Source organism: Winogradskya consettensis (assembly GCF_018332715.1).
GTDB lineage: Bacteria > Actinomycetota > Actinomycetes > Mycobacteriales > Micromonosporaceae > Actinoplanes > Actinoplanes consettensis.
In genome coordinates, this window is the sequence record NZ_BOQP01000051.1 from 84044 (window position 1) to 105759 (window position 21716).

The window sequence follows — 21716 nt, forward strand, 5'->3', positions numbered from 1 at the left end:
TCACGAGTCGTCGTTCTCCAGGGCGATCTGGATGAGTGAGTCGAGGTCGAGGTCGTCAAGATCGTCAGTGGTCGCCGGTTCGGTCGCGGCGGGGGTGCCGGCTCCGGCTAGACGCAGCAGGACGTCGAGGACGCCCGCGTCGCGCAGCCGGGCCATCGGCACGGTCGCGAGGGCCCGGCGTACCGCGGCCTCGTCACCGGCCGGCTCGTCGTCGCCGCAGAGCCGGGTGTGCAGGTCGGCGGCGAGCGCCGCCGGGGTCGGGTGGTCGAACACGAGACCCACCGGCAGCACCAGCCCGGTCGCCGCGGTGAGCCCGTTGCGCAGCTCGACGGCGGTCAGCGAGTCGAAGCCCAGCTCCTTGAAGGACCGGGTCGCCTCGATCGCCCCGGCGTGGGCGTGGCCCAGCGTCGCGGCGACGGCATCCAGCACCAGGTCGGCGAGGATGCGGTGCTGCTCCGGGCCGGCCGCCGCGGCGAGCCGTTCGCCGAGCTCGTCCGGGGCGGACCCGGCCGGCTCGTCGGCGGCGATGCCCGCCGTGCCGGCCGGGGTGAGCTCGATCAGCAGCGGGCTGGGCCGCATGGCCGTGAACGTGCTGGTGAACCGCGCCCAGTCGACGTCCGCGACGACCACGGCCTGTTCACCGTGGTCCACGGCCTGGCCGAGCGCCCGCAGGGCCACCTCGGGGTCGAGGGGGTGCAGGCCACGGCGGCGCAGGTAGCTGTCGGCGTCGCCACCGGCGGCCATCCCCGCGTCGCGCCATGGGCCCCAGGCGATCGCCGTGGCGGGCAGGCCGCGGGCGTGCCGGCGGGCGGCGAGGGCGTCCAGGGCGGCGTTCGCGGCGCTGTAGGCCGCCTGGCCGCCGCTGCCCCACACCCCGGAGATCGAGGAGAACAGGACGAACGCGTCGAGCGGGGTGCCGGCGAGCAGTTCGTCGAGGTGCACCGCGCCGGCCACCTTGGCGGCGAGCACGGCGTCCAGGTGGGCCGGGCCGGCCTCCTGGACGCTCAGCGCGGTGTCCACCCCGGCGGCGTGCACCACCGCGGTCACCGGCCGGACGGCCGGTACGGTCGCGAGCGCCGCGGCGAGCGCGTCCCGGTCGGCGACGTCGCACGCCACGATGTCGGCGTGCACGCCCCGGCTAGCGAGTGCGGTACGCAGCCCGTCCGCTCCGGCCGCGTCCGGGCCGCTGCGGCTGAGCAGCAGCAGGGCGGTCGCACCACGGTCGGCGAGCCAGTGCGCGGTACGGGCGCCGAGCCCGCCGGTCCCGCCGGTGACGACCACGGTGCCCCGGGGCTGCCACGGCCGCGCCGGGCCGGTGGGCTCACCCGCGGGCCGTAGCCGGCGGCGCAGCGGGCCGTCCGCGCGCAGCGCCACCTGGTCCTCGGGCCCGCCCAGCACGACAGGCAGGTCGGCGAGCGTGGTGGCGTCCCAGCTTCCGGGGCCCTCGACGAGGCCGCCCCAGCGCTCCGGGAGCTCCAGCGCCGCCGCCCGGCCGAGGCCCCAGATCGCGGCGTCCCCGACGGATCCGTCGTCGTCTGTCGCCCTGGTCATCGTCCACAGTGGGATGTTGACCCGTTGCAGCAGCGCCACCGTCGCGGCAAGCGCGTTACCGGCCTCGGTGCCCGGCAGCCACAGGACACCGTCGACCTCGGCGGTCAACATGGCGAGCCGGCCGTCCAGCTCGGGCCCGGGGGTCACCCGCGGGCCGCCGACCGCCGCGGCGGCCTGCTCGGCCCAGTCACCGGCGTTCTCCGGCAGGACGGTGAGCCAGGTGCGGCGCTTGCCCGCCACCGGCCGGTACGGCTGCCAGCCGGCCCGGTAGCGCAGCTCGGCCAGGCCCGCACCGGTCCGCTGCCGGCGTCGCCAGTCGGCGAGCATCGGCAGCACGGCACCGAGCGCCGCGGCCTGGTCGTCGTCGGCACCCGCTTGCAGCCCCTCGCTGAACGCGGCCAGGTCACCGTCCTCGACGGCGGCCCAGAAGCGCTGCTCGGCGGCCGGGGTACGGACAACCGGCGTGCCCGTCAGCCAGTACGTCTCGTGCTCGAACGGATAGGTCGGCAGCTCGACGCGGCCCGCTGCGGGCGCCAGCGCGGCCCGGTCGACGACGGTCCCGGTCGCGTGGAGCGTGGCGACGGCCTCCAGCGGCCGGTCACCCCGGATCACGGTCTCACCGCCGTCCAGGCACCCCGCCGCCATCCCGGCGAGGACTCCCGACGGACCGACCTCCAGGAACGTCGTGACCCCCCGGGCGCTCAGCTCCGCGATGCCGTCAGCGAACCGAACAGCCTCACGCACCTGACGCACCCAGTAGTCCGCATCCCAGCCGCCCATCACCAACGGAATCGACGGCTGCGCATACTCGACCGTTTCCGCAACCGCCCGGAACTCCTCGAGCATCGGCTCCATCAACCGCGAATGGAACGCATGCGACACCTGCAGACGTTTCGTCCGCCTGTCCGTGGTCACAGCTTCGATCGCCTCGACCGAACCCGACACGACCACCGACGTCGGACCGTTCACCGCAGCAACATCCAGCGTGTCGCCGACGATAGAACGAACATCCGCCTCAGAAGCCTCGATCGCCAGCATCGCACCACCCGCAGGAAGCGCCTGCATCAAACGACCACGAGCAGACACCAACCTGATCGCATCATCCAGATCGAACACGCCCGCCACGTGTGCGGCAGCAAGCTCACCGATCGAATGACCAAGCAGATAGTCCGGAACGACTCCCCAGCTCTCGTACAGGCGGAACAACGCCACCTCGAACGCGAACAGCGCCATCTGCGTGTGCTGCGTCTGGTGGATCCGCTCGTCCGCGACCACCTCATGACGCGCGACGATCTCGTCGTAGGCGGCGGCGAACGCCGGGAACCGCTCGTAGAGCTCGTCGGCCATGCCCGGTCGCTGCGAGCCCTGACCGGTGAACAGCATCGCGCTGCGCCGGTCGCGGGCCGTCCCGGTGATCACGCCCGGGTGCCGGTTGCCCACGGCAAACGCGTCCAGCGCGTCGGCGAAGCCGGCACCGTCGGACGCGAGCAGGACGGCGCGTTCGGCGAGCGCCGCCCGGGTCGTGGCCAGCGCGGCACCGACAGCGGCGACGTCCACCTCCGGCCGGTCGGCGAGGGAGTCCCGCAGCCGGGCCGCCTGCGCCCGCAGCGCCGGCTGGGTACGCGCGGACAACATCCACAGAACCGGCCCGCCGGCCGGCACCGCGGGTGTGGCCGGAGCCGGAGCTGCGGCAGGCGCCTCCAGCACGGTGTGGGCGTTCGTGCCGCTGATGCCGAACGACGACACCGCCGCGCGCCGTACCGGTCCGGTCCACGGCCGCGCCTCGGTCAGCAGCCGCACCGCGCCGGACGACCAGTCGACGTGCGAGGTCGGCTCGGCCGCGTGCAGCGTGGCGGGCAGCGTCTCGTGCCGCATCGCCAGCACCATCTTGATCAGGCCGGCGGCGCCCGCGGCGGCCTGGGTGTGCCCGATGTTCGACTTCACCGAGCCGAGCCACAGCGGCTTGTCCGCGGGCCGGTCCTGCCCGTACGTCGCGAGCAGCGCCTGCGCCTCGATCGGGTCACCGAGCGCGGTGCCGGTGCCGTGCGCCTCGACCACGTCGACGTCGCCGGGCGCGAGACCCGCGTTCGCCAGCGCCTGCCGGATGACCCGCTGCTGCGCGGGGCCGTTCGGAGCGGTCAGCCCGTTGGAGGCGCCGTCCTGGTTGATCGCGCTGCCCCGGACCACGGCGAGCACCTCGTGGCCGCGGCGCAGGGCGTCGGACATGCGCTCCACCACGAGCAGGCCCGCACCCTCGGACCAGCCGGTGCCGTCGGCGTCCGCCCCGAACGGCTTGCACCGGCCGTCGGTGGCGAGCCCGCCCTGGCGCGAGAACTCCGTGAAGATCCCCGGCCCGGCCATGACGCTGACCCCGCCGACCAGGGCCAGATCGCATTCCCCGGCGCGCAGGGCCTGCCCGGCGAGGTGCAGGGCCACCAGCGACGACGAGCACGCCGTGTCGACCGTGACGGCCGGGCCCTCGAGGCCGAACGCGTACGAGAGCCGCCCCGACGCCACGCTGGTCGCGCTGCCGGTCAGCATGTGCCCCGCCACCGTGTCGGGCAGGTCGATGCCCAGCCCGTAGGTGGTGGCCGCCGTACCGATGAAGACGCCCGACTGCGAACCACGCAGCGACGCCGGGTCGATGCCGGAGCGCTCCAGCGCCTCCCACGCGACCTCCAGCAGGAGCCGCTGCTGCGGGTCCATCGCCAGGGCCTCGCGGGGCGAGATCTCGAACAGTCCGGCGTCGAAGCCGCCGGCCTCGTCGAGGAACCCGCCGGCGTGGGTGGCGGAGGCGGCCGGGCCGTCGCCGTACAGGGCGGTCAGGTCCCAGCCCCGGTCCGTCGGGAACGGGCCGATCGCGTCGCCACCACCGGCGACGAGCTGCCACAGGTCCTCGGGTGAGCCGACACCGCCGGGGAAGCGGCAGGCCATGCCGACGATGACCATCGGGTCACCGGCCGTCGCGGCGGCACGGGTGACCACGGTCGTCGCCAGGTCCCCGCCGAGCAGGCCGAGCAGGTGGCCGGCGAGCGCGCCGACGCTCGGGTGGTCGAAGACCAGCGTGGCGGGCAGCCGCAGGCCGGTCGCGGCGCTGACCCGGTTGCGCAGCTCCACGGACGTGAGCGAGTCGAAGCCCAGGTCCTTGAACGCCTTGGTGTGCCCGATCGTCGCCGCATCGGTGTGCCCGAGGACCAGCGCCACCTGCTCGGCGACCAGGTCACGCAGGGCTCGCGGCCGCTCGGCCGGCTTCAGCGCGGCGATCCGGTCGGCGAGCGTGCCGGCGCCCGGGGTGCTGCCGTCGTCGGCCCGGCGGGCGGGGGTGCGGGCCAGCCCGCGCAGGATCGCGGGCACCGGGGCGGTCAGCGCCGCCGGGTCGAGCCGCATGGGCAGCAGGTGTGCCTCGGCGCTGCCGTACGCGGCGTCGAACAGGGCCAGGCCCTCGGCGGTGGTGAGGCCGCCGCCGACGCGGGTCGCTCGGGTGGCCCGGGCGGCACCGAGACGCCCGCCCATGCCGCCGGCCTCGGTCCACAGGCTCCAGCCGAGCGCGACGGCGTTGCGGCCACGGGCGCGGCGACGGGCGGCCAGCGCGTCGAGCACGGTGTTGGCCGCGGCGTAGTTCGCCTGACCCGGCGCGCCGAGCGCGGCGGACGCTGAGGAGAACAGCACGAACATCGGCAGGTCGCCGGTGAGCTCGTCGAGGTGCAGGGCGGCGTCCGCCTTCGGTCGCAGCACCGCGTCGAGGCGCTCCGGTGTCAGTGCCGCGACCGTGCCGTCGTCGACGATGCCGGCGGCGTGCACGACCCCGGTCAGGGGGTGCGCGGCCGGGATCGTCGCGAGCAGGGCGGCCAGCGCGTCCCGGTCGGCGGCATCGACGGCCACGACCCGGGCCTGCGCGCCGAGTCCCGCGAGCTCATCGACCAGGTCGGCGGCGCCGGGTGCGTCCGGGCCGCGGCGGCCGAGCAGGACCAGATGGCGTACGCCGTACGCGGTCACGAGGTGCCGTGCGAACAGGGCACCCAGCGCGCCCGTGCCGCCGGTGATCAGCACCGTGCCGTCGGGATCCAGCGGCGCCGGCATCGTCAGCACGTTCTTGCCGACGTGCCGGGCCTGGCCGAGGTGCCGGAACGCGCGCCCGGCGTCCCGCAGATCCCAGGCGGTCACCGGGGACAGCCGCAGGTCGCCCGTACCGAACAGAGCGAGCAGGCCGGACAGCATCTCGGCGATCCGGGCCGGTCCCGCCTGCGACAGGTCGAAGGCCCGGTAGCGCACCGGGAGCACCGATCGCGGATCCCGGATGTCGGTCTTTCCCATCTCGGCGAACCGGCCGCCGGCGCGCAGCAGCCCCAGCGACGCGTCGACGTACTCGCCGGCGAGCGCGTTGAGGACCACGTCCACCTGCGGGAACTTCGTGGCGAACGCCAGGTCACGCGACGAGGCGATGTGCGCGTCGTCCAGGCCCATGCCGCGTAGCACGTCCCACTTCGAGGGGCTGGCCGTCGCGTACACCTCGGCACCCCACAGGCGGGCCAGCTGGACCGCGGCCATGCCCACGCCACCCGTACCCGCATGGATCAGGACCCGCTCCCCCGGGCGCAACCCGGTCAGGTCCTGCAGCGCGTAGTAGGCCGTGAGGAAGACGATCGGCACGGATGCCGCCTCGGCGAACGTCCAGCCGTCCGGGATCAGGGCGACCAGGTCGGCGTCGGTGACGGCAGCCGAGCCCAGGCCGCCGGTCATCATGCCGAACACGCGGTCGCCGGGCACCAGGGCGGTGACGTCCGGCGCCACCTCGACAACCACGCCGGCACCCTCGGCGCCGAGCACACCCGGCTCCGGGTACATGCCGAGGGCCAGCATCACGTCGCGGAAGTTGATACCGGCGGCGCGGACCGCGATGCGGACCTCACCGGCTTCAAGCGATGCCACGGGTACGGGCACCAGGCGCAAATCGTCCGAAGTGCCGTCGCCGCCGGCCTCCATCCGGTAGTCCACGGTCTCCCCGCCCGCCGGGACCGTGAGGTGGTCCGTGGCGGGACGGGCGATGCGGGGCACCAGCGCGACGCCGTTGCGGACGGCGACCTGGGGCTCGTCGAGCGCGACGGCGGCACGGACGGCATCGAGGGAGCCGGGTGCCGGGTCGAGGTCGAGCAGCTGGAACCGGCCGGGGTGCTCGGACTGCACCGAGCGGAGCAGGCCCCAGGCCGCGGCCGCACCGAGATCGGTGTCCGGGTCGGGGGCGCCGGCAGCGGTCGCACCCCGGGTGACGACGACGAGCCGGCTGTCCTCGGTCGCCGGGTCGGCGATCCGCTCCTGGACGAGGGCGAGCGCCCGCTGCACGCCGGTGTGCGGGTCCCCGGCAACAGGCAGCACGTGCAGGACGAGGCCGGCGGCGTCGGCCGGGTCGTTCAGGTGGGTGGCGGCGGCGAGGGCAGCGGCGAGGGTGCCCGTGCCGGTGATCGCGATCGGCCCGTCGTGCCCGGCGACAGGTTCCGCGGGGATCCAGGTGACGCGGAACAGCGCGTCGGACACCGCGGGCGTGCCGCTGCGATCGAGCTGCCCGGCCGAGACCGCACGCAAGGCGAGCGACGTCACCGTAGCCACGGGGACTCCGGTGCCGTCCGCGAGGTCGAGCGTGGCGGCGTCGGCGCCCGCCGAGGCGAGCCGGGCCCGCAGCACGGCCGCGCCCGCGGCATGCAGACGCACCCCGGTGAAGGCGAACGGCAGCCGGGCCCGGACGTCGCCGCCGGTCAGGCCGAGCGCCATGGCGTGCAGCGCACCGTCGAACAGCGCGGGGTGCAGGTGGTAGCGCGACGCGTCCGCGTGGCCGTTCTCGGGCAGCCGCACCTCGGCGTACACGTCGGTGCCGAGCCGCCACGCGGCGATCAGGCCGCGGAACAGCGGTCCGTAGGCCATTCCCGCGCCCTCGGCGAGGTCGGGGTAGAGGGTGGTGACGTCGATCGGCTCGGCCGCGACGGGCGGCCAGGTCGTCAGATCAGCACCCGTGGTTGCCCTGGTCGCGGTGCCGAGCCGGCCGGATGCGTGCCGGGTCCAGGCAGCGTCGCCGCCTTCCGGCCGGGAGCGGATGTCGAGCGTACGTTCCCCGCCCGCGTCCGCCGCCCCGAGCGTGAGCTGCAGCCGCACAGCCCCGGAAGCGGGTACGGCGAGCGGCGCCTCCAGGGTCAGCTCGACCAACTCCGGGCAGTCGTGCCGCTGCCCCGCGTGCAGGGCGAGGTCCACGTAGGCCGTGCCCGGTACGAGGATCCGCCCGAGCACGACGTGGTCGGCGAGCCACGGCTGGCCGGCAACGGCGAGCCGGCCGGTGTAGACCGCGCCGCCGTCGGGCAGCGTGAGGGCCGCGCCGAGCATCGGGTGCCCGGCGTCCTCCTGGCCGAAGGCGCTGACCTCACCGCGGGGCGCGAGCGTCCCCTCGATCCAGTAGCGCTCCCCGCCGAACGGGTAGGTGGGCAGGTCGACCCGGGCCGCCTCGGGCACCACGGCCGTCCAGTCCACGGTGGCACCGTGCACGTAGAGCCGCGCCGCCGCCTCGACGGGCCGGTCGCCGCGCACGACGACGGCCTCGCCGTCCAGGCAACCGGCCGCCATCCCGGCCAGCACACCCGACGGTCCGACGTCCAGGAACCGCGTCACCCCCTGCGCGCTGAGCTGTGCGATCCCGTCGGCGAACCGGACAGCCTCACGAACCTGCCGCACCCAGTACTCCGCGTCCCACCCATCCATGACGAGCGGAATCGAAGGCTGCGCGTAGCTGATCGTTTCCGCGACCACCCGGAACTCATCGAGCATCGGCTCCATCAACCGCGAATGGAACGCATGCGACACCCGCAGCCGCTTGGTCCGCTTATCAGTCTTCAGCGCCTCGATCGCCGCGACGGAACCAGACACGACCACCGACGTCGGACCGTTCACCGCCGCAACATCCAGCGTGTCGCCGACGATCGAACGAACATCCGCCTCAGAAGCCTCGATCGCCAACATCGCACTACCCGCAGGAAGCGCCTGCATCAAACGACCACGAGCAGACACCAACCTGACCGCATCGTCCAGATCGAACACACCCGCAACGTGCGCGGCAGCCAACTCACCGATCGAATGACCCAGCAGGAAGTCCGGAACGACACCCCAGCTCTCGTACAAGCGGAACAACGCCACCTCGTACGCGAACAAAGCGATCTGGGTGTGCTGCGTCTCGTGGATCCGCTCATCAGCGACAACCTCATGCCGCGACGCCACCTCGTCATAGGCAGCGGCGAACACCGGGAACCGCTCGTACAGATCCGCGGCCATGTCCGGCGTCTGAGACCCCTGGCCCGCGAAGAGGACGGCCAGCCCGCCCGGCGCCGCGACGCCGCTGATGACGTCGGAACGCTCGACACCGTCCGCGAGGGCGGCAAGCGACTCACCACCGCCGAGGACGACGGCGCGGTTCTCGAGCTGCGCGCGAGCGGTGACCAGCGTCCGGGCCGCGCCCGCGAGGCCGGCGATGCCCGCGGCGGCGAACCGGGCCGCCTGAGCGCGCAACGCCCCGGCCGTACCGGCGGAGAGCACCAGCGGCACCGGCCCGGCAACAGCCGGGGCGGGCTCGGTGGGCTCGTCGCCCATCTCCAGCAGCGTGTGGGCGTTGGTACCGCTGATGCCGAACGACGACACCGCCGCGCGCCGCACCGGGCCGGTCCACGGCTGTGCCTCGGTGAGCAGCCGGACCGGGCCGGACGCCCAGTCCACCGACGGGGTCGGCTCGCCGGCGTGCAGCGTGGGCGGCAGCACCCCGTGCCGCAGCGCCATCACCATCTTGATCAGGCCCGCGACACCCGCCGCGGCCTGGGTGTGACCGATGTTCGACTTGACCGAGCCCAGCCACAGCGGCCGGTCACGTTCCTGACCGTACGTCGCGAGCAGGGCCTCGGCCTCGATCGGGTCACCGAGCTGGGTGCCGGTGCCGTGCGCCTCGACGACGTCCACGTCGCCGGCCGTCCAGCCCGCGGAGGCGAGCGCCTGCCGGATGACCCGCTGCTGCGCGGGGCCGTTCGGGGCGGTGAGACCGTTGGAGGCGCCGTCCTGGTTGACCGCGCTGCCCCGGACCACGGCGAGCACGTCGTGGCCGTGGCGCCGGGCGTCGGACATCCGCTCGACCACGAGCAGGCCGACGCCCTCGGACCAGCCGGTGCCGTCCGCGTCCGCGCCGAACGCCTTGCACCGGCCGTCGGTGGCGAGCCCGCCCTGCCGGGTGAACTCCACGAACGAGTACGGCGTCGCCATCACGGTCACGCCGCCGACCAGGGCCAGGTCGCATTCCCCGGCGCGCAGGGCCTGCCCGGCGAGGTGCAGGGCCACCAGCGACGACGAGCACGCCGTGTCGACGGTGACGGCCGGGCCCTCGAGGCCGAACGCGTACGAGAGCCGGCCCGACATCACGCTCGCGACCGTGCCGGTGGCACCGAAGCCGTCCCCGCCGCCGGGCGCCTGGGCGGCCAGGGCGGTGTAGTCCTGGCCGTTGGTGCCGACGAACACGCCGGTGTCGGTGCCCCGCAGGCCGTGCGGGTCGAGCCCGGCGCGTTCGAAGGCCTCCCACGCCGTCTCCAGCAGGAGCCGCTGCTGCGGGTCCATGGCGACGGCCTCGCGGGGCGAGATGCCGAACAGCGCGGCGTCGAAGCGCGCCACGTCGGTGAGGAAGCCGCCCTCGTGGGTGGCCGACGAGCCGGGCCCGTCGCCGTGCAGCGCGGCCAGGTCCCAGCCCCGGTCCTGCGGGAACGGCCCGATCGCGTCGGAGCCCTCGTCGACCATCCGCCACAGGTCCTCGGGCGAGCTCACACCGCCGGGGAAGCGGCAGGCCATGCCCACGATGACGATCGGGTCGGCGGTGTCGACGGCCACGGCGGCGCGGGTCCGGCCGGTGTCCCCGTCGCCGGTGAGCCGGCCGAGGAGGAACCGGGCGAGCGCGGCCACGGTCGGGTGGTCGTAGACGAGGCCGGCGGGCAGGGTCAGCCCGGTCCCGGCGGCGAGCCGGTTGCGCAGCTCGACGGCGGTGAGCGAGTCGAACCCGAGGTCCTTGAACGCCCGCGCGGTGTCCACGGTCCCGGCGTCCCGGTGGCCGAGCACCGCGGCGACCTCGTCGCGGACGAACCCGCTGACGTATCCGGCCCGGTCGGCCCCGCTCATCGTGGCGAGCAGACCCGCGAGTCCGGTTGCGGGCCGTTCGGCGACAGCATTTTTGTGGGTACGGGTGGGAGCCACGTCATCGAGCAGCCTGCTCGCCCGCGTGGTGGTGAGGGCCGGCGCGAACTCCTCCCACACCACGTCCGCGATCATGACGACGGGCGCCGGGTCCGCGACGGCGGCGTCGAGCTCGTCGAGCGCCGCCTGCGGTGCGAGCGCGGGCAGCCCGAGCCGTTCGAGCCGCCCGGCCAGGGTCTCCCCGGCGGCCATGCCGGTGCCGGCCCACGGTCCCCACGCGATCGAGGTCGCCACGAGTCCGTGGTCGTGGCGCCGGCGGGCCACCGCGTCCAGGTAGGCGTTCGCCGCCGCGTAGTTGCCCTGACCCGGGCTGCCGATCGTGCCCGCCATCGACGAGAAGAGCACGAACATGCTCAGGTCCGCGTCACGGGTGAGCCGATCGAGGTTCTCCGCCGCGGTCGCCTTGGCCCGCAGCACCGCCGTCAGCCGCTCCGGCGTCAACGACTCCACCGTGGCGTCGTCCAGCACCCCGGCGGCGTGCACGACACCCCGCAACGGCTGGTCCGCGGGCACCGCTGCCAGCACACCGGCGAGCGCGTCGGCATCGGCCACGTCGCAGGACTCGATCGTGACGTCGGCGCCCAGCCCGGTCAGCTCGGCGAGCAGGTCACCGGCGCCGGGCGCGTCGAGGCCACGCCGGCTGGTCAGCACCAGCCGCGGCACTCCCCGACCGGCGAGCCGGCGAGCCACGGCCGCACCCAGCGCGCCGGTGCCACCGGTGATGAGCACCGTGCCGTCGAGTACGGGTGCGGTGCCCGCCGGGGCCGGAGCCCGGCGCAGACGCCGCCCGTACACGCCGTCGGCGTCGATCCGGACCTGGTCCTCGCCCTGCCCGGCGAGCACGGCGGCCAGCCGCCTGCCCGCGGTCTCGTCCAGCATCGGCGGGATGTCGACGAGGCCGCCCCAGCGCCGCGGAAGCTCCAGCGCCGCGACCCGGCCCAGCCCCCACACGGCTGCCAGCTCGGGGTCGGTGTCCGCGCCCCGCGTCAGGCACCACACCGGGGTGTCGTCGCCGAACCGCTGCACCAGCTCCAGGGCTTCCTGCGCCGAGCGGGGCAACGCCACCACACCGGTGATCGCGGGAGGTGTACCGGTGCCGGCCACGACGAGCTCAGCACCCGCCGCCCGCAGCGCCGTCTCCACATCGGAGACGTCCTCGCCCACGACCAGCCAGCTGCCGCTGAGCACGGCGGTTCCGGGGTCGGCGAGCGGCGCCCACCGGGCCTGGTAGCGCCAGTCCCGTCGCTTACCGGCCGGAAGAGCCCAGTAGTGGTCACGCTGGAACGCATACGTCGGCAACTCCACCCGATGCCCGGCCGGCAGCACCCTGGTCCAGTCCACCCCGACACCGGCCACATGCAGCTTCGCGACCGCCTCCAGCGGCCGATCCCCCCGCACGACAACGTCATCGCCGCCCAGGCAGGTGGCCGCCATCCCGGCGAGCACCCCCGACGGTCCGACCTCCAGGAACCTCGACACGCCCTGCGCACTGAGCCGTGCAATGCCGTCCGCGAACCGGACGGCCTCCCGCACCTGCCGCACCCAGTACTCGGCGTCCCAGCCATCCATCACCAACGGGATCCGCGGCTGTCCGTAAGTGATCGTCTCCGCGACCGCCCGGAACTCGTCGAGCATCGGTTCCATCAACCGCGAATGGAACGCATGCGACACCTGCAGCCGTTTTGTCCGCTTGTCCGTGGTCAAAGCGTCAATCGCCGCGACCGGACCGGACACCACCACCGACGTCGGACCGTTGACCGCAGCAACATCGAGATCGTCGCCGATGATCGAACGAACCTCCGCCTCGGAAGCTTCGATCGCCAGCATCCCGCCACCAGCAGGAAGCGCCTGCATCAGACGACCACGAGCAGACACCAGCGAGATCGCATCGTCCAGATCGAACACACCCGCCACGTGCGCGGCAGCCAACTCACCGATCGAATGACCGAGCAGGAAGTCGGGAACAATCCCCCAGCTCTCATACAGGCGGAACAACGCCACCTCGAACGCGAACAGTGCGAGCTGGGTGTGCTGCGTCTCGTGAACACGCTCATCCGACACGATCTCGGCCCGCGAAGCGATCGCGTCCCAGGCATCAGCGAACACCGGGAACCGCTCATAAAGATCCACCGCCATGTCCGGCGTCTGAGACCCCTGGCCCGTGAACAACATCGCCAAACGGCCGTCCTGCACCGCCCCGGCGAAAACACCAGCGGCACTACGACCATCAGCCACAGCAGCTAGACCGGCATCAAAACCGACCGCGGAATCCGCGACCACAACAGCCCGGTGCTCCAACACCGCACGCGAACGCGCCAGAGCAGCCGCGACAGCGAACACGTCCGGCTCGGCAAGAGCACGCAACCGGGATGCCTGGGCCTGCAACGCCTGCACCGACCGCCCGGACACCAACCACGCCGTCGGGCCGTCCAGCACCGGGACAACCGGTATCGGCTCACGAACAGCAGGCGCCTGCTCGATGATCGTGTGTGCGTTCGTCCCACTGATACCGAACGACGAAACACCCGCCCGGCGAACATTGCTGTCCCACGACTGGGTTGACGTCAACAACTTGACTGAACCAGCCGTCCAGTCAACATGACCCGAAGGCTCATCAACATGAAGCGTCGACGGCAACACACCATACTGCATCGCCATAACCATCTTGATGATGCCCGCAACACCCGCCGCGGCCTGCGTATGACCGATGTTCGACTTCACCGACCCCAACCACAACGGCCGGTCCCGTTCCTGACCATAAGTAGCCAGCAACGCCTGCGCCTCGATCGGATCACCCAACCGGGTACCCGTCCCATGACCCTCAACCACGTCCACATCCGACGCATTGAGACCAGCGCTGGCCAGAGCCTGCCGGATCACGCGCTGCTGCGACGGACCATTCGGCGCCGTCAAACCATTCGACGCACCGTCCTGGTTGACCGCGCTACCCCGGACCACCGCGAGGACCTCGTGACCGTTGCGGCGGGCGTCGGACATGCGCTCCACCAGGAGGAGACCCGCGCCCTCGGCCCAACCGGTCCCGTCAGCGGCACTCGCGTACGACTTACAACGGCCGTCCGACGACAAGCCGTCCTGACGAGAGAACTCGGCGAACACCTCCGGGCCGGCGATAACGGTGACGCCACCGACCAGCGCCATCTCACATTCACCGTTCCGCAGCGCCTGAACTGCCCAGTGCAACGCCACCAGCGACGACGAACACGCCGTGTCAACCGTGACCGCCGGACCTTCCAGACCGAACGTGTAAGCCACGCGACCGGAGATCACGCTGTTCGCGGCACCCGTCAAGCCGTGCCCGTCCAGTTCGGCGCCCACGCCGTACCCGGAATGGGAAGCACCTACGAACACACCGACCGGGCGCCCGCGCAGCGACCGCGGGTCCACGCCCGCCCGTTCGAAGGTCTCCCAGGAGACTTCGAGCAACAACCGCTGCTGCGGATCCATCGCCAGGGCCTCACGCGGCGAGATCCCGAACAGTTCCGCGTCGAACTGCGACGCGTTGTGCACGAACCCACCCACCGGGGCGAATCCGGGCTGCGCCGGCACCTGCCAGCCGCGGTCGGCCGGGAACGCGGTGATGCCGTCCGCACCGCTCATGACGAGGCGCCACAGGTCCTCCGGCGACTCGACGCCGCCCGGGTAGCGGCAGCCCATGCCGACGATCACGATCTCGTCGTCGACGATCGGGCCGCTGAGAACTGAGCCGCTGAGAACTGAGCCGCTGAGAACAGGGCCACGGACCTCGGCGGCTCCGACGGCTACCGGGCCCAGCTCGGTGAGCAGGTAGCCGGCCAGATCCGTGGGGGTCGGATAGTCGAAGACCAGTGAGGCCGGCAGGCGCAGGCCGGTGGCGGCGGCGAGCACGTTGCGGAGCTCGACGCCGGTGAGCGAGTCGAAGCCCAGGTCGCGGAACGCACGGGTGGCGTCGACGGTGGTGCCCGTGGCGTGGCCGAGGACGGTGGCGGCCCGGGCGCGGACGAGGTCGAGCAGTTCACGGCCCCGCTCGGGTCCGCTCAGCGCGCCCAGCCGGCTGCGCAGATCGGCGCGGCCGGCGGTAGTGACGGCGGCGGCCGGCAGGCCCGGCAGGTCGCTGAAGAGCCGAGAGCCGCGGGCGGTGGTGAAGCCGGGGAGGAACGCGCTCCAGGCGATGTCCGCGACGAGGAGCGTGACGTCGGCCGCGGTCAGCGCACCGGTGAGGGCGGAGACGGCCCGTCCGGCGGGCATCGGTACGAGGCCGCCGCGGCGCATCCGGCCGGCCAGGGCCGCGTCGGCGGCCAGCCCGGAGCCGGACCACGGACCCCAGGCGACGGAGGTGGCGACGTCACCGCGGGACCGGCGGACCTCGGCGAGCGCGTCGAGGTGCGCGTTGGCGGCGGCGTAGTTGGCCTGCCCGGCGCTGCCCAGGGTGCCGGCGACCGAGGAGAAGAGCACGAAGAGCTCGAGGTCCATGCCGGCGGTCAGAGCGTCGAGGTGGTCGGCGGCAGTGGCCTTGGCGTCCAGGACGGCCGCGTACCGGTCGTCGGTGAGTGTGGCTGCCATGCCGTCGTCGACGATGCCCGCGGCGTGCACGACGCCGCGCAGCGGGAGGTCGTCGGGGAGCGCGGCAATGACGGCGGCCAGGTCGTCCCGGTCGGCGGCGTCGCCGGTGGCGAGCGTGACCCGGGCCCCGAGGGCGGTTAGCTCCCGGGCCAGTTCTGTGGCGCCGGGGGCGTCCGGTCCGCGGCGGCTCAGCAGCACCAGGTGCGGGGTGCCGCGGGTGGCGAACAGCCGGGCGGCCTCGGCGCCGAGCGCGCCGGTGCCACCGGTGATCAGCACGGAGCCGGTGGGTGCCACGAACTCGGATGCGGTGTCCGGGGCGGGGGCCGGGAGCAGGCGGCGGGTGAAGACGCCGGTGGCGCGGATGGCGACCTGGTCCTCGTCCCGCTGAGCCAGCACCGACACCAACCGCGAACCCGCCCGCACATCCACCACAGCCGGCAGATCGATCAGACCACCCCAGCGCTGCGGATCCTCCAACGCCACACTGCGACCGAAGCCCCACACCTGAGCCTGCACCGGATCCGGCACACCATCACGCTCACCCGTACGCACCGCACCCCGGGTCACCGCCCACACCGGAACCACAACATCCGCGGCGACCAACTCACGCACCAGCGCGGCCGTACCCAGCAGCGGAAGCCCACTCAGAACACCGGACACCTCCGGCGACAACTCGTCGACAACCCGGACACCCGCGCTGGTCAACGCCGTGATGACGTCGTCCTCCACGCCGGCGACCAGCCATGTCCCTGACAGCACCGGAGCGGGCAGCCCGGCAACCGGGCGCCAGCCGATCCGGTAACGCCAGCTGTCGACGGTGGACGTTTCCTGGCGACGCCGGCGCCACAACGACAGCGCCGGCAGGACCGGGCCGATCACGTCGTCGCCGAGCCCGAGCACGCCGGCGAGGCCGCTGATGTCCTGGCGCTCGACGGCGGCCCAGAACTGCCCGTCCACGGTGTTCACCGCGAGCCTGGCGGAGCCCTCGGGCCAGAAACGACGGCGCTGGAACGCGTACGTGGGAAGGGTGATCCGCCGCGGGCCGGCCGGTCCGTGCACGGCGGCCCAGTCGACGGTCACTCCGGCGGCGTGCAGCTCGCCAGCCGCGCGCAGCAGCCCGCCGACCTCGTCCTCACGAAGCGCAGCGACCGCGACCGTGTCCGCGCCGCTCTCCGCGGACAGGCAGTTCTGCACCATCCCGGTCAGCACACCCGACGGCCCGACCTCCAGGAACCGCGTCACGCCCTGCGCGCTCAGTTGTGCGATGCCGTCGGCGAAACGAACAGCCTCACGCACCTGCCGCACCCAGTAATCCGCGTCCCACCCGTCCATGACGAGCGGAATCGACGGCTGCGCGTATTCGATCGTTTCCGCGACCGCGCGGAACTCGTCGAGCATCGGCTCCATCAACCGCGAATGGAACGCATGCGACACCCGCAGACGCTTCGTCCGCCTATCCGTCCTCAGCGCCTCGATCGCCTCGACCGAACCCGACACCACCACCGACGTCGGACCGTTCACCGCCGCAACATCGAGAGTGTCGCCGATGATCGACCGAACCTCCGCCTCGGAAGCTTCGATCGCCAACATCGCGCCACCCGCAGGTAGCGCCTGCATCAGACGACCACGAGCGGACACCAGCGTGATCGCATCGTCGAGATCGAACACCCCGGCAACGTGTGCGGCGGCAAGCTCACCGATCGAATGACCGATCAGAAAGTCCGGAACGACCCCCCAGCTCTCCACGAGGCGGAACAACGCCACCTCGACGGCGAACAGTGCGAGCTGGGTGTGCTGCGTCTCGTGAACACGCTCATCCGACACGATCTCGGCCCGTGAAGCGACAGCGTCGAACGCCGCCGCGAACACCGGGAAACGCGCGTACAACTCGGCGCCCATGCCCGGCAGCTGCGAGCCCTGACCGGTGAACAGCACCGCGAGCCCACCCCGGACCGGTTGCCGCACCTCGCCGGCGAGCACGGCGTCGAGACCGGCCAGCAGCCCCTCCAGGTCGCCGCCGACCACCACCGCACGATGCTCGAGCACCACCCGCGTGGTCGCCAGCGCCCGGGCCACCTCCAGCGGGCTCAGCTCCGGGCGACGCACCACCAGGTCGCTCAGGGCGGCGGCCTGACCGCTCAGAGCCTCAGGAGTACGCGCGGACAACGCCCACGCCACCGGCCCGTCAACCGCCGGCGCTGCGGGAACGACCGCCGGCGCGGGCGGCTCCTCGATGATCGCGTGCGCATTGGTCCCGCTGATGCCGAACGACGAGACACCGGCCCGCCGTACCCGCCGCTCGTCACGCGCCCACGCGCGGGACTCGGTGAGCAGCTCGGCGTCCCCGGCGGACCAGTCGACGTGCGGCGTCGGGTCGCCGACGTGCAGGCTGGCGGGCAGCCGGCCGTACCGCATCGCCATGACCATCTTGATGACGCCCGCGACACCCGCCGCGGACTGGGTGTGGCCGATGTTCGACTTGACCGAGCCGATCCGGACCGGGTTCCCGGCGGGGCGGTCCTGCCCGTACGTCGCGAGCAGCGCCTGCGCCTCGATCGGGTCGCCCAGCGCGGTGCCCGTGCCGTGCGCCTCGACCGCGTCGACGTCGGCGGTCCGCAGACCGGCGGCCCCCAGCGCGGCGCGGATCACCCGCTGCTGCGCGGGCCCGTTCGGCGCGGTCAGCCCGTTGGAGGCGCCGTCCTGGTTGATGGCGCTGCCACGCACGACGGCGAGCACCTCGTGGCCGTTGCGGCGGGCGTCGGAGAGCCGCTCGACCACGAGCAGGCCGACGCCTTCCGCCATGCCCGTGCCGTCGGCGTCGCCGGAGAACGCCTTGCACCGGCCGTCCGCGGCGAGCCCGTCCTGCCGGCTGAACTCGGCGAAGATGCCCGGGTTGGTGATGACCGTGGCGCCACCGGCCAGAGCCAGGTCGCACTCGCCCGCCCGCAGGGCCTGGGCCGCCAGGTGCAGCGCGACCAGCGACGAGGAGCACGCGGTGTCGATGGTGACGGCCGGGCCCTCGAGCCCGAGGCTGTACGCGATACGCCCGGACGCGACGCTGGTCGCGGCGCCGGTCAGCAGCAGCCCCTCCACCCCGTCGGCGTCCTGGACGTCGGTGTTGTAGTTCGAGGAGGCCACGCCGACGAAGACGCCGGTTCCGGAGCCGCGCAGCGTGTCGACCGGGATGCCCGCGTCCTCGAACGCCTCCCAGGCGCCTTCGAGGAGCACCCGCTGCTGCGGATCCATGGCCAGCGCCTCACGCGGGGAGATGCCGAAGAAGTCGGCGTCGAAGCCGGTGGCCTCGTCGACGAAGCCGCCGGCCCGGGCGTAGGTGGCGCCGGACGTTGCGTCCCAGCCGCGGTCGGCCGGGAACGCGCCGATCGCGTCGACCTCGCCCGCGACGAGCTCCCACAACTCCTCGGGGTTGCGTACGCCGCCGGGCAGGCGGCAGCTCATGCCGACGATGACGATCGGGTCGGTGCCGGTCGCGCGGGTGACCGGGGCCGGGGCGGCCGGGGCGTCGGCGCCGAGCAACTCCTCGATCAGGTGGGCGGTGAGCGCGGCCGGGGTCGGGTAGTCGAAGACCAGCGTCGCGGGCAGCCGCATGCCGGTCGCGGCGGCGAGCCGGTTGCGCAGCTCCACCGAGGTCAGCGAGTCGAAGCCGAGGTCCTTGAACGCCCGGTCCGGGCCGACCGCGCCGGCGGAGGCGTGACCGAGGGCCGCGGCGGCGCTCGCCGCGACCACGTCGAGGACGATCTGGTGGCGTTCGGCCGCGGGCCGGCCGGTGATCCGGGCGACGAGGCCGCTGTCGGCGGAGGCGGCCTGCGTGCGGCGGCGGGTGGGCGTGGCGAGCGTACGCAACAGGGCCGGCACGGCACCCCGCTCCCCCCGCAGCGTGGCGGGCGCGATGCTCACCGGCACGAGGTGTGCCCGCGGCTGGGCCAGAGCGGCGTCGAGCAGGGCGAGTCCGAGCTCGCGGGTCAGGGCGCCACCGATGCGCGCGACCTCCCGCTCGCCGAGGTGCCCGGTCATGGTGGAGGCGTCGGCCCACAGGCCCCAGCCCAGCGACAACGCGGGCAGACCCGCCGCACGCCGCACCGACGCGAGACCGTCCAGATAGGCATTGGCCGCCGCGTAGTTCGCCTGACCCGCCGACCCGAACGTCGCCGACGCCGACGAGAACAGCACGAACCACGCCAGGTCGTGGCCGCGGGTCGCCTCGTCGAGATGCCGGGCGGCGTCGACCTTGGGCCGCCACACGGGCGCCAGCCGCTCGGGGGTCATCGACGCGAACACGCCGTCGTCGAGCACGCCCGCGCAGTGGATGACCCCGGTCAGGTCGATCCCGGCGACGAGCTCACGCACCGCGTCACGGTCGGTGACGTCGCACGCCACCACCCGCGCCGTGGCACCCAGTTCGGCCAGGCGCGCGACCAGGTCGTCGCCACCGCCACTGCGGGAGACCAGGAGCAGATTCCTGGCACCGTACGCGCGGACGACGTGCTCGGCGACCAGTCCGCCCAGCAGTCCCGTGCCCCCGGTGATCAGCACCGTCCCGTCCGGGTCCACCGGCACGGGCAGCGTGAACACGTTCTTCCCGACGTGCTTCGCCTGGCCGATGTGCCGGAACGCGTCCGCGGCATCGCGCAGGTCCCAGGCACGGGCCGGCAGCAGGTGCAGCTCCCCGGCGGCGAAGTGGGCGAGCAGCTCGGTGAGCATGGCGCTGATCCGGTCCAGGGCGGCCTCGCCGAGGTCGAACGCGCGGTAGCGGATCTCCGTGAGCGTGGCCGCGGCGCGGATGTCGGTCTTGCCCATCTCCACGAACCGGCCGCCGCTTCCCAGCAACCCCAGCGACGCGTCCACGAACTCGCCGGCGAGCGCGTTGAGGACCACGTCCACCTGCGGGAACTTCGTCGCGAACGCCAGGTCACGCGACGAGGCGATGTGCGCGTCGTCCAGGCCCATGCCGCGCAGCACATCCCACTTCGCGGGGCTCGCCGTCGCGTACACCTCGGCACCCCACAACTGGGCGAGCTGCACCGCGGCCATGCCCACGCCACCCGTACCGGCATGGATGAGCACGCGTTCCCCGGCCCGCAACCCGGCCAGATCGCCCAGCGCATAGAAGGCCGTGAGGAACACGATCGGCACCGAGGCCGCCTCGGCGAACGTCCAGCCGTCCGGGATCCGGGCCAGCCGCGGCGCGTCGGTCACCGCGGACGGGCCGAACCCGCCGGTCAGCATGCCGAACACACGGTCACCCGGCACCAGGCCGGTGACGTCGGGCGCCACCTCCAGCACGATGCCGGCGCCCTCGGCACCCATCGTGCCCGGGTCGGGATACATGCCGAGCGCCAGCATGACGTCGCGGAAGTTGATACCGGCGGCGCGGACCGCGATGCGGACCTCACCGGCTTCGAGCGATTCCACGGGTACGGGGGCCAGGCGCAGCCCGTCGGCAGTGCCGGTGCCCGTGGGTTCCAGCCGGTATGCACCCTCAGCGGGGGCGACAAGACTGCGCGACGGCAGCGCGCGGGTCAGCCGTGCCGCGAGCAGCCGGCCGTCGCGGACCGCGATCTCCGGCTCGTCGAGCCCGGCGAGCAACCTCAGGTCCCCCGCTGTGGTGTCCCCCGCTGTGGTGTCGACGTCGGCGAGGACGATCCGGCCGGGGTTCTCCGTCTGGGCGGAGCGCAGCAGACCCCAGATCGCGGCGGCTCCGGGGTCGGTGACCGGTCCACCGGCCGCGACCGCGCCACGGGTCCGGACGACCAGCGAGCCGGTACTGTCGCCGGCCAGCCACGTCTGGACGGCGGTGAGAGCCTCGGCGACGGTCATCCCCTCGGCTGCCAGCAGCTCGGCGTCGGACGGCGCGTCGCCGGTGGGCGTGGCGATCGGGACCCAGTCGAGGGCCAGCAACGTCTCCCGTACGGCCGGGTCGGCGCTCGCACTCACGTCCGCGGCGGCGGGACGCAGGCTGAGCCCACCGATCGTGGCGACGGGCGCGCCCGTTCCGTCGGCGAGGTGCAGCGTGACGGCGTCCCCGGTGGCGGAGCTGATCCGCGCGCGCAGGTCGGTAGCGCCGTCGGCGTGCAGGGCGAGGCCGGACCACGCGAACGGAAGGAGCACCTCGGTCGTGCCGGCGGGCAGCGTGAGCCCGACGGCGTGCAGGGCGGCGTCCAGCAGCGCGGGGTGCAGCCCGTAGCCGCCCGCACCCGAGCGTGCCGGTTCGGGGAGCTCGACCTCGGCGTACACCTCGCCGGCCAGGAGCCAGGCGCGGCGCAGGCCACGGAACGACGGGCCGTAACCGAGGCCCGCCGCGGCACCGCGCTCGTAGCGGCCGTCGAGGTCCA

General features: G+C 73.5%; 1 protein-coding gene (cut by a window edge). It reads right to left on the reverse strand.

Going from position 1 to position 21716, the window contains the following annotated elements:
• On the reverse strand, nucleotides 1–21716 hold the 3' portion of the coding sequence (locus Aco04nite_RS49310) for a type I polyketide synthase (protein ID WP_280519480.1). It continues 17821 nt past the right edge of the window; 21716 of the gene's 39537 nt are visible here — the last part of the coding sequence; the start codon falls outside the window, past its right edge — the gene reads right to left on this strand; its stop codon occupies nucleotides 1–3.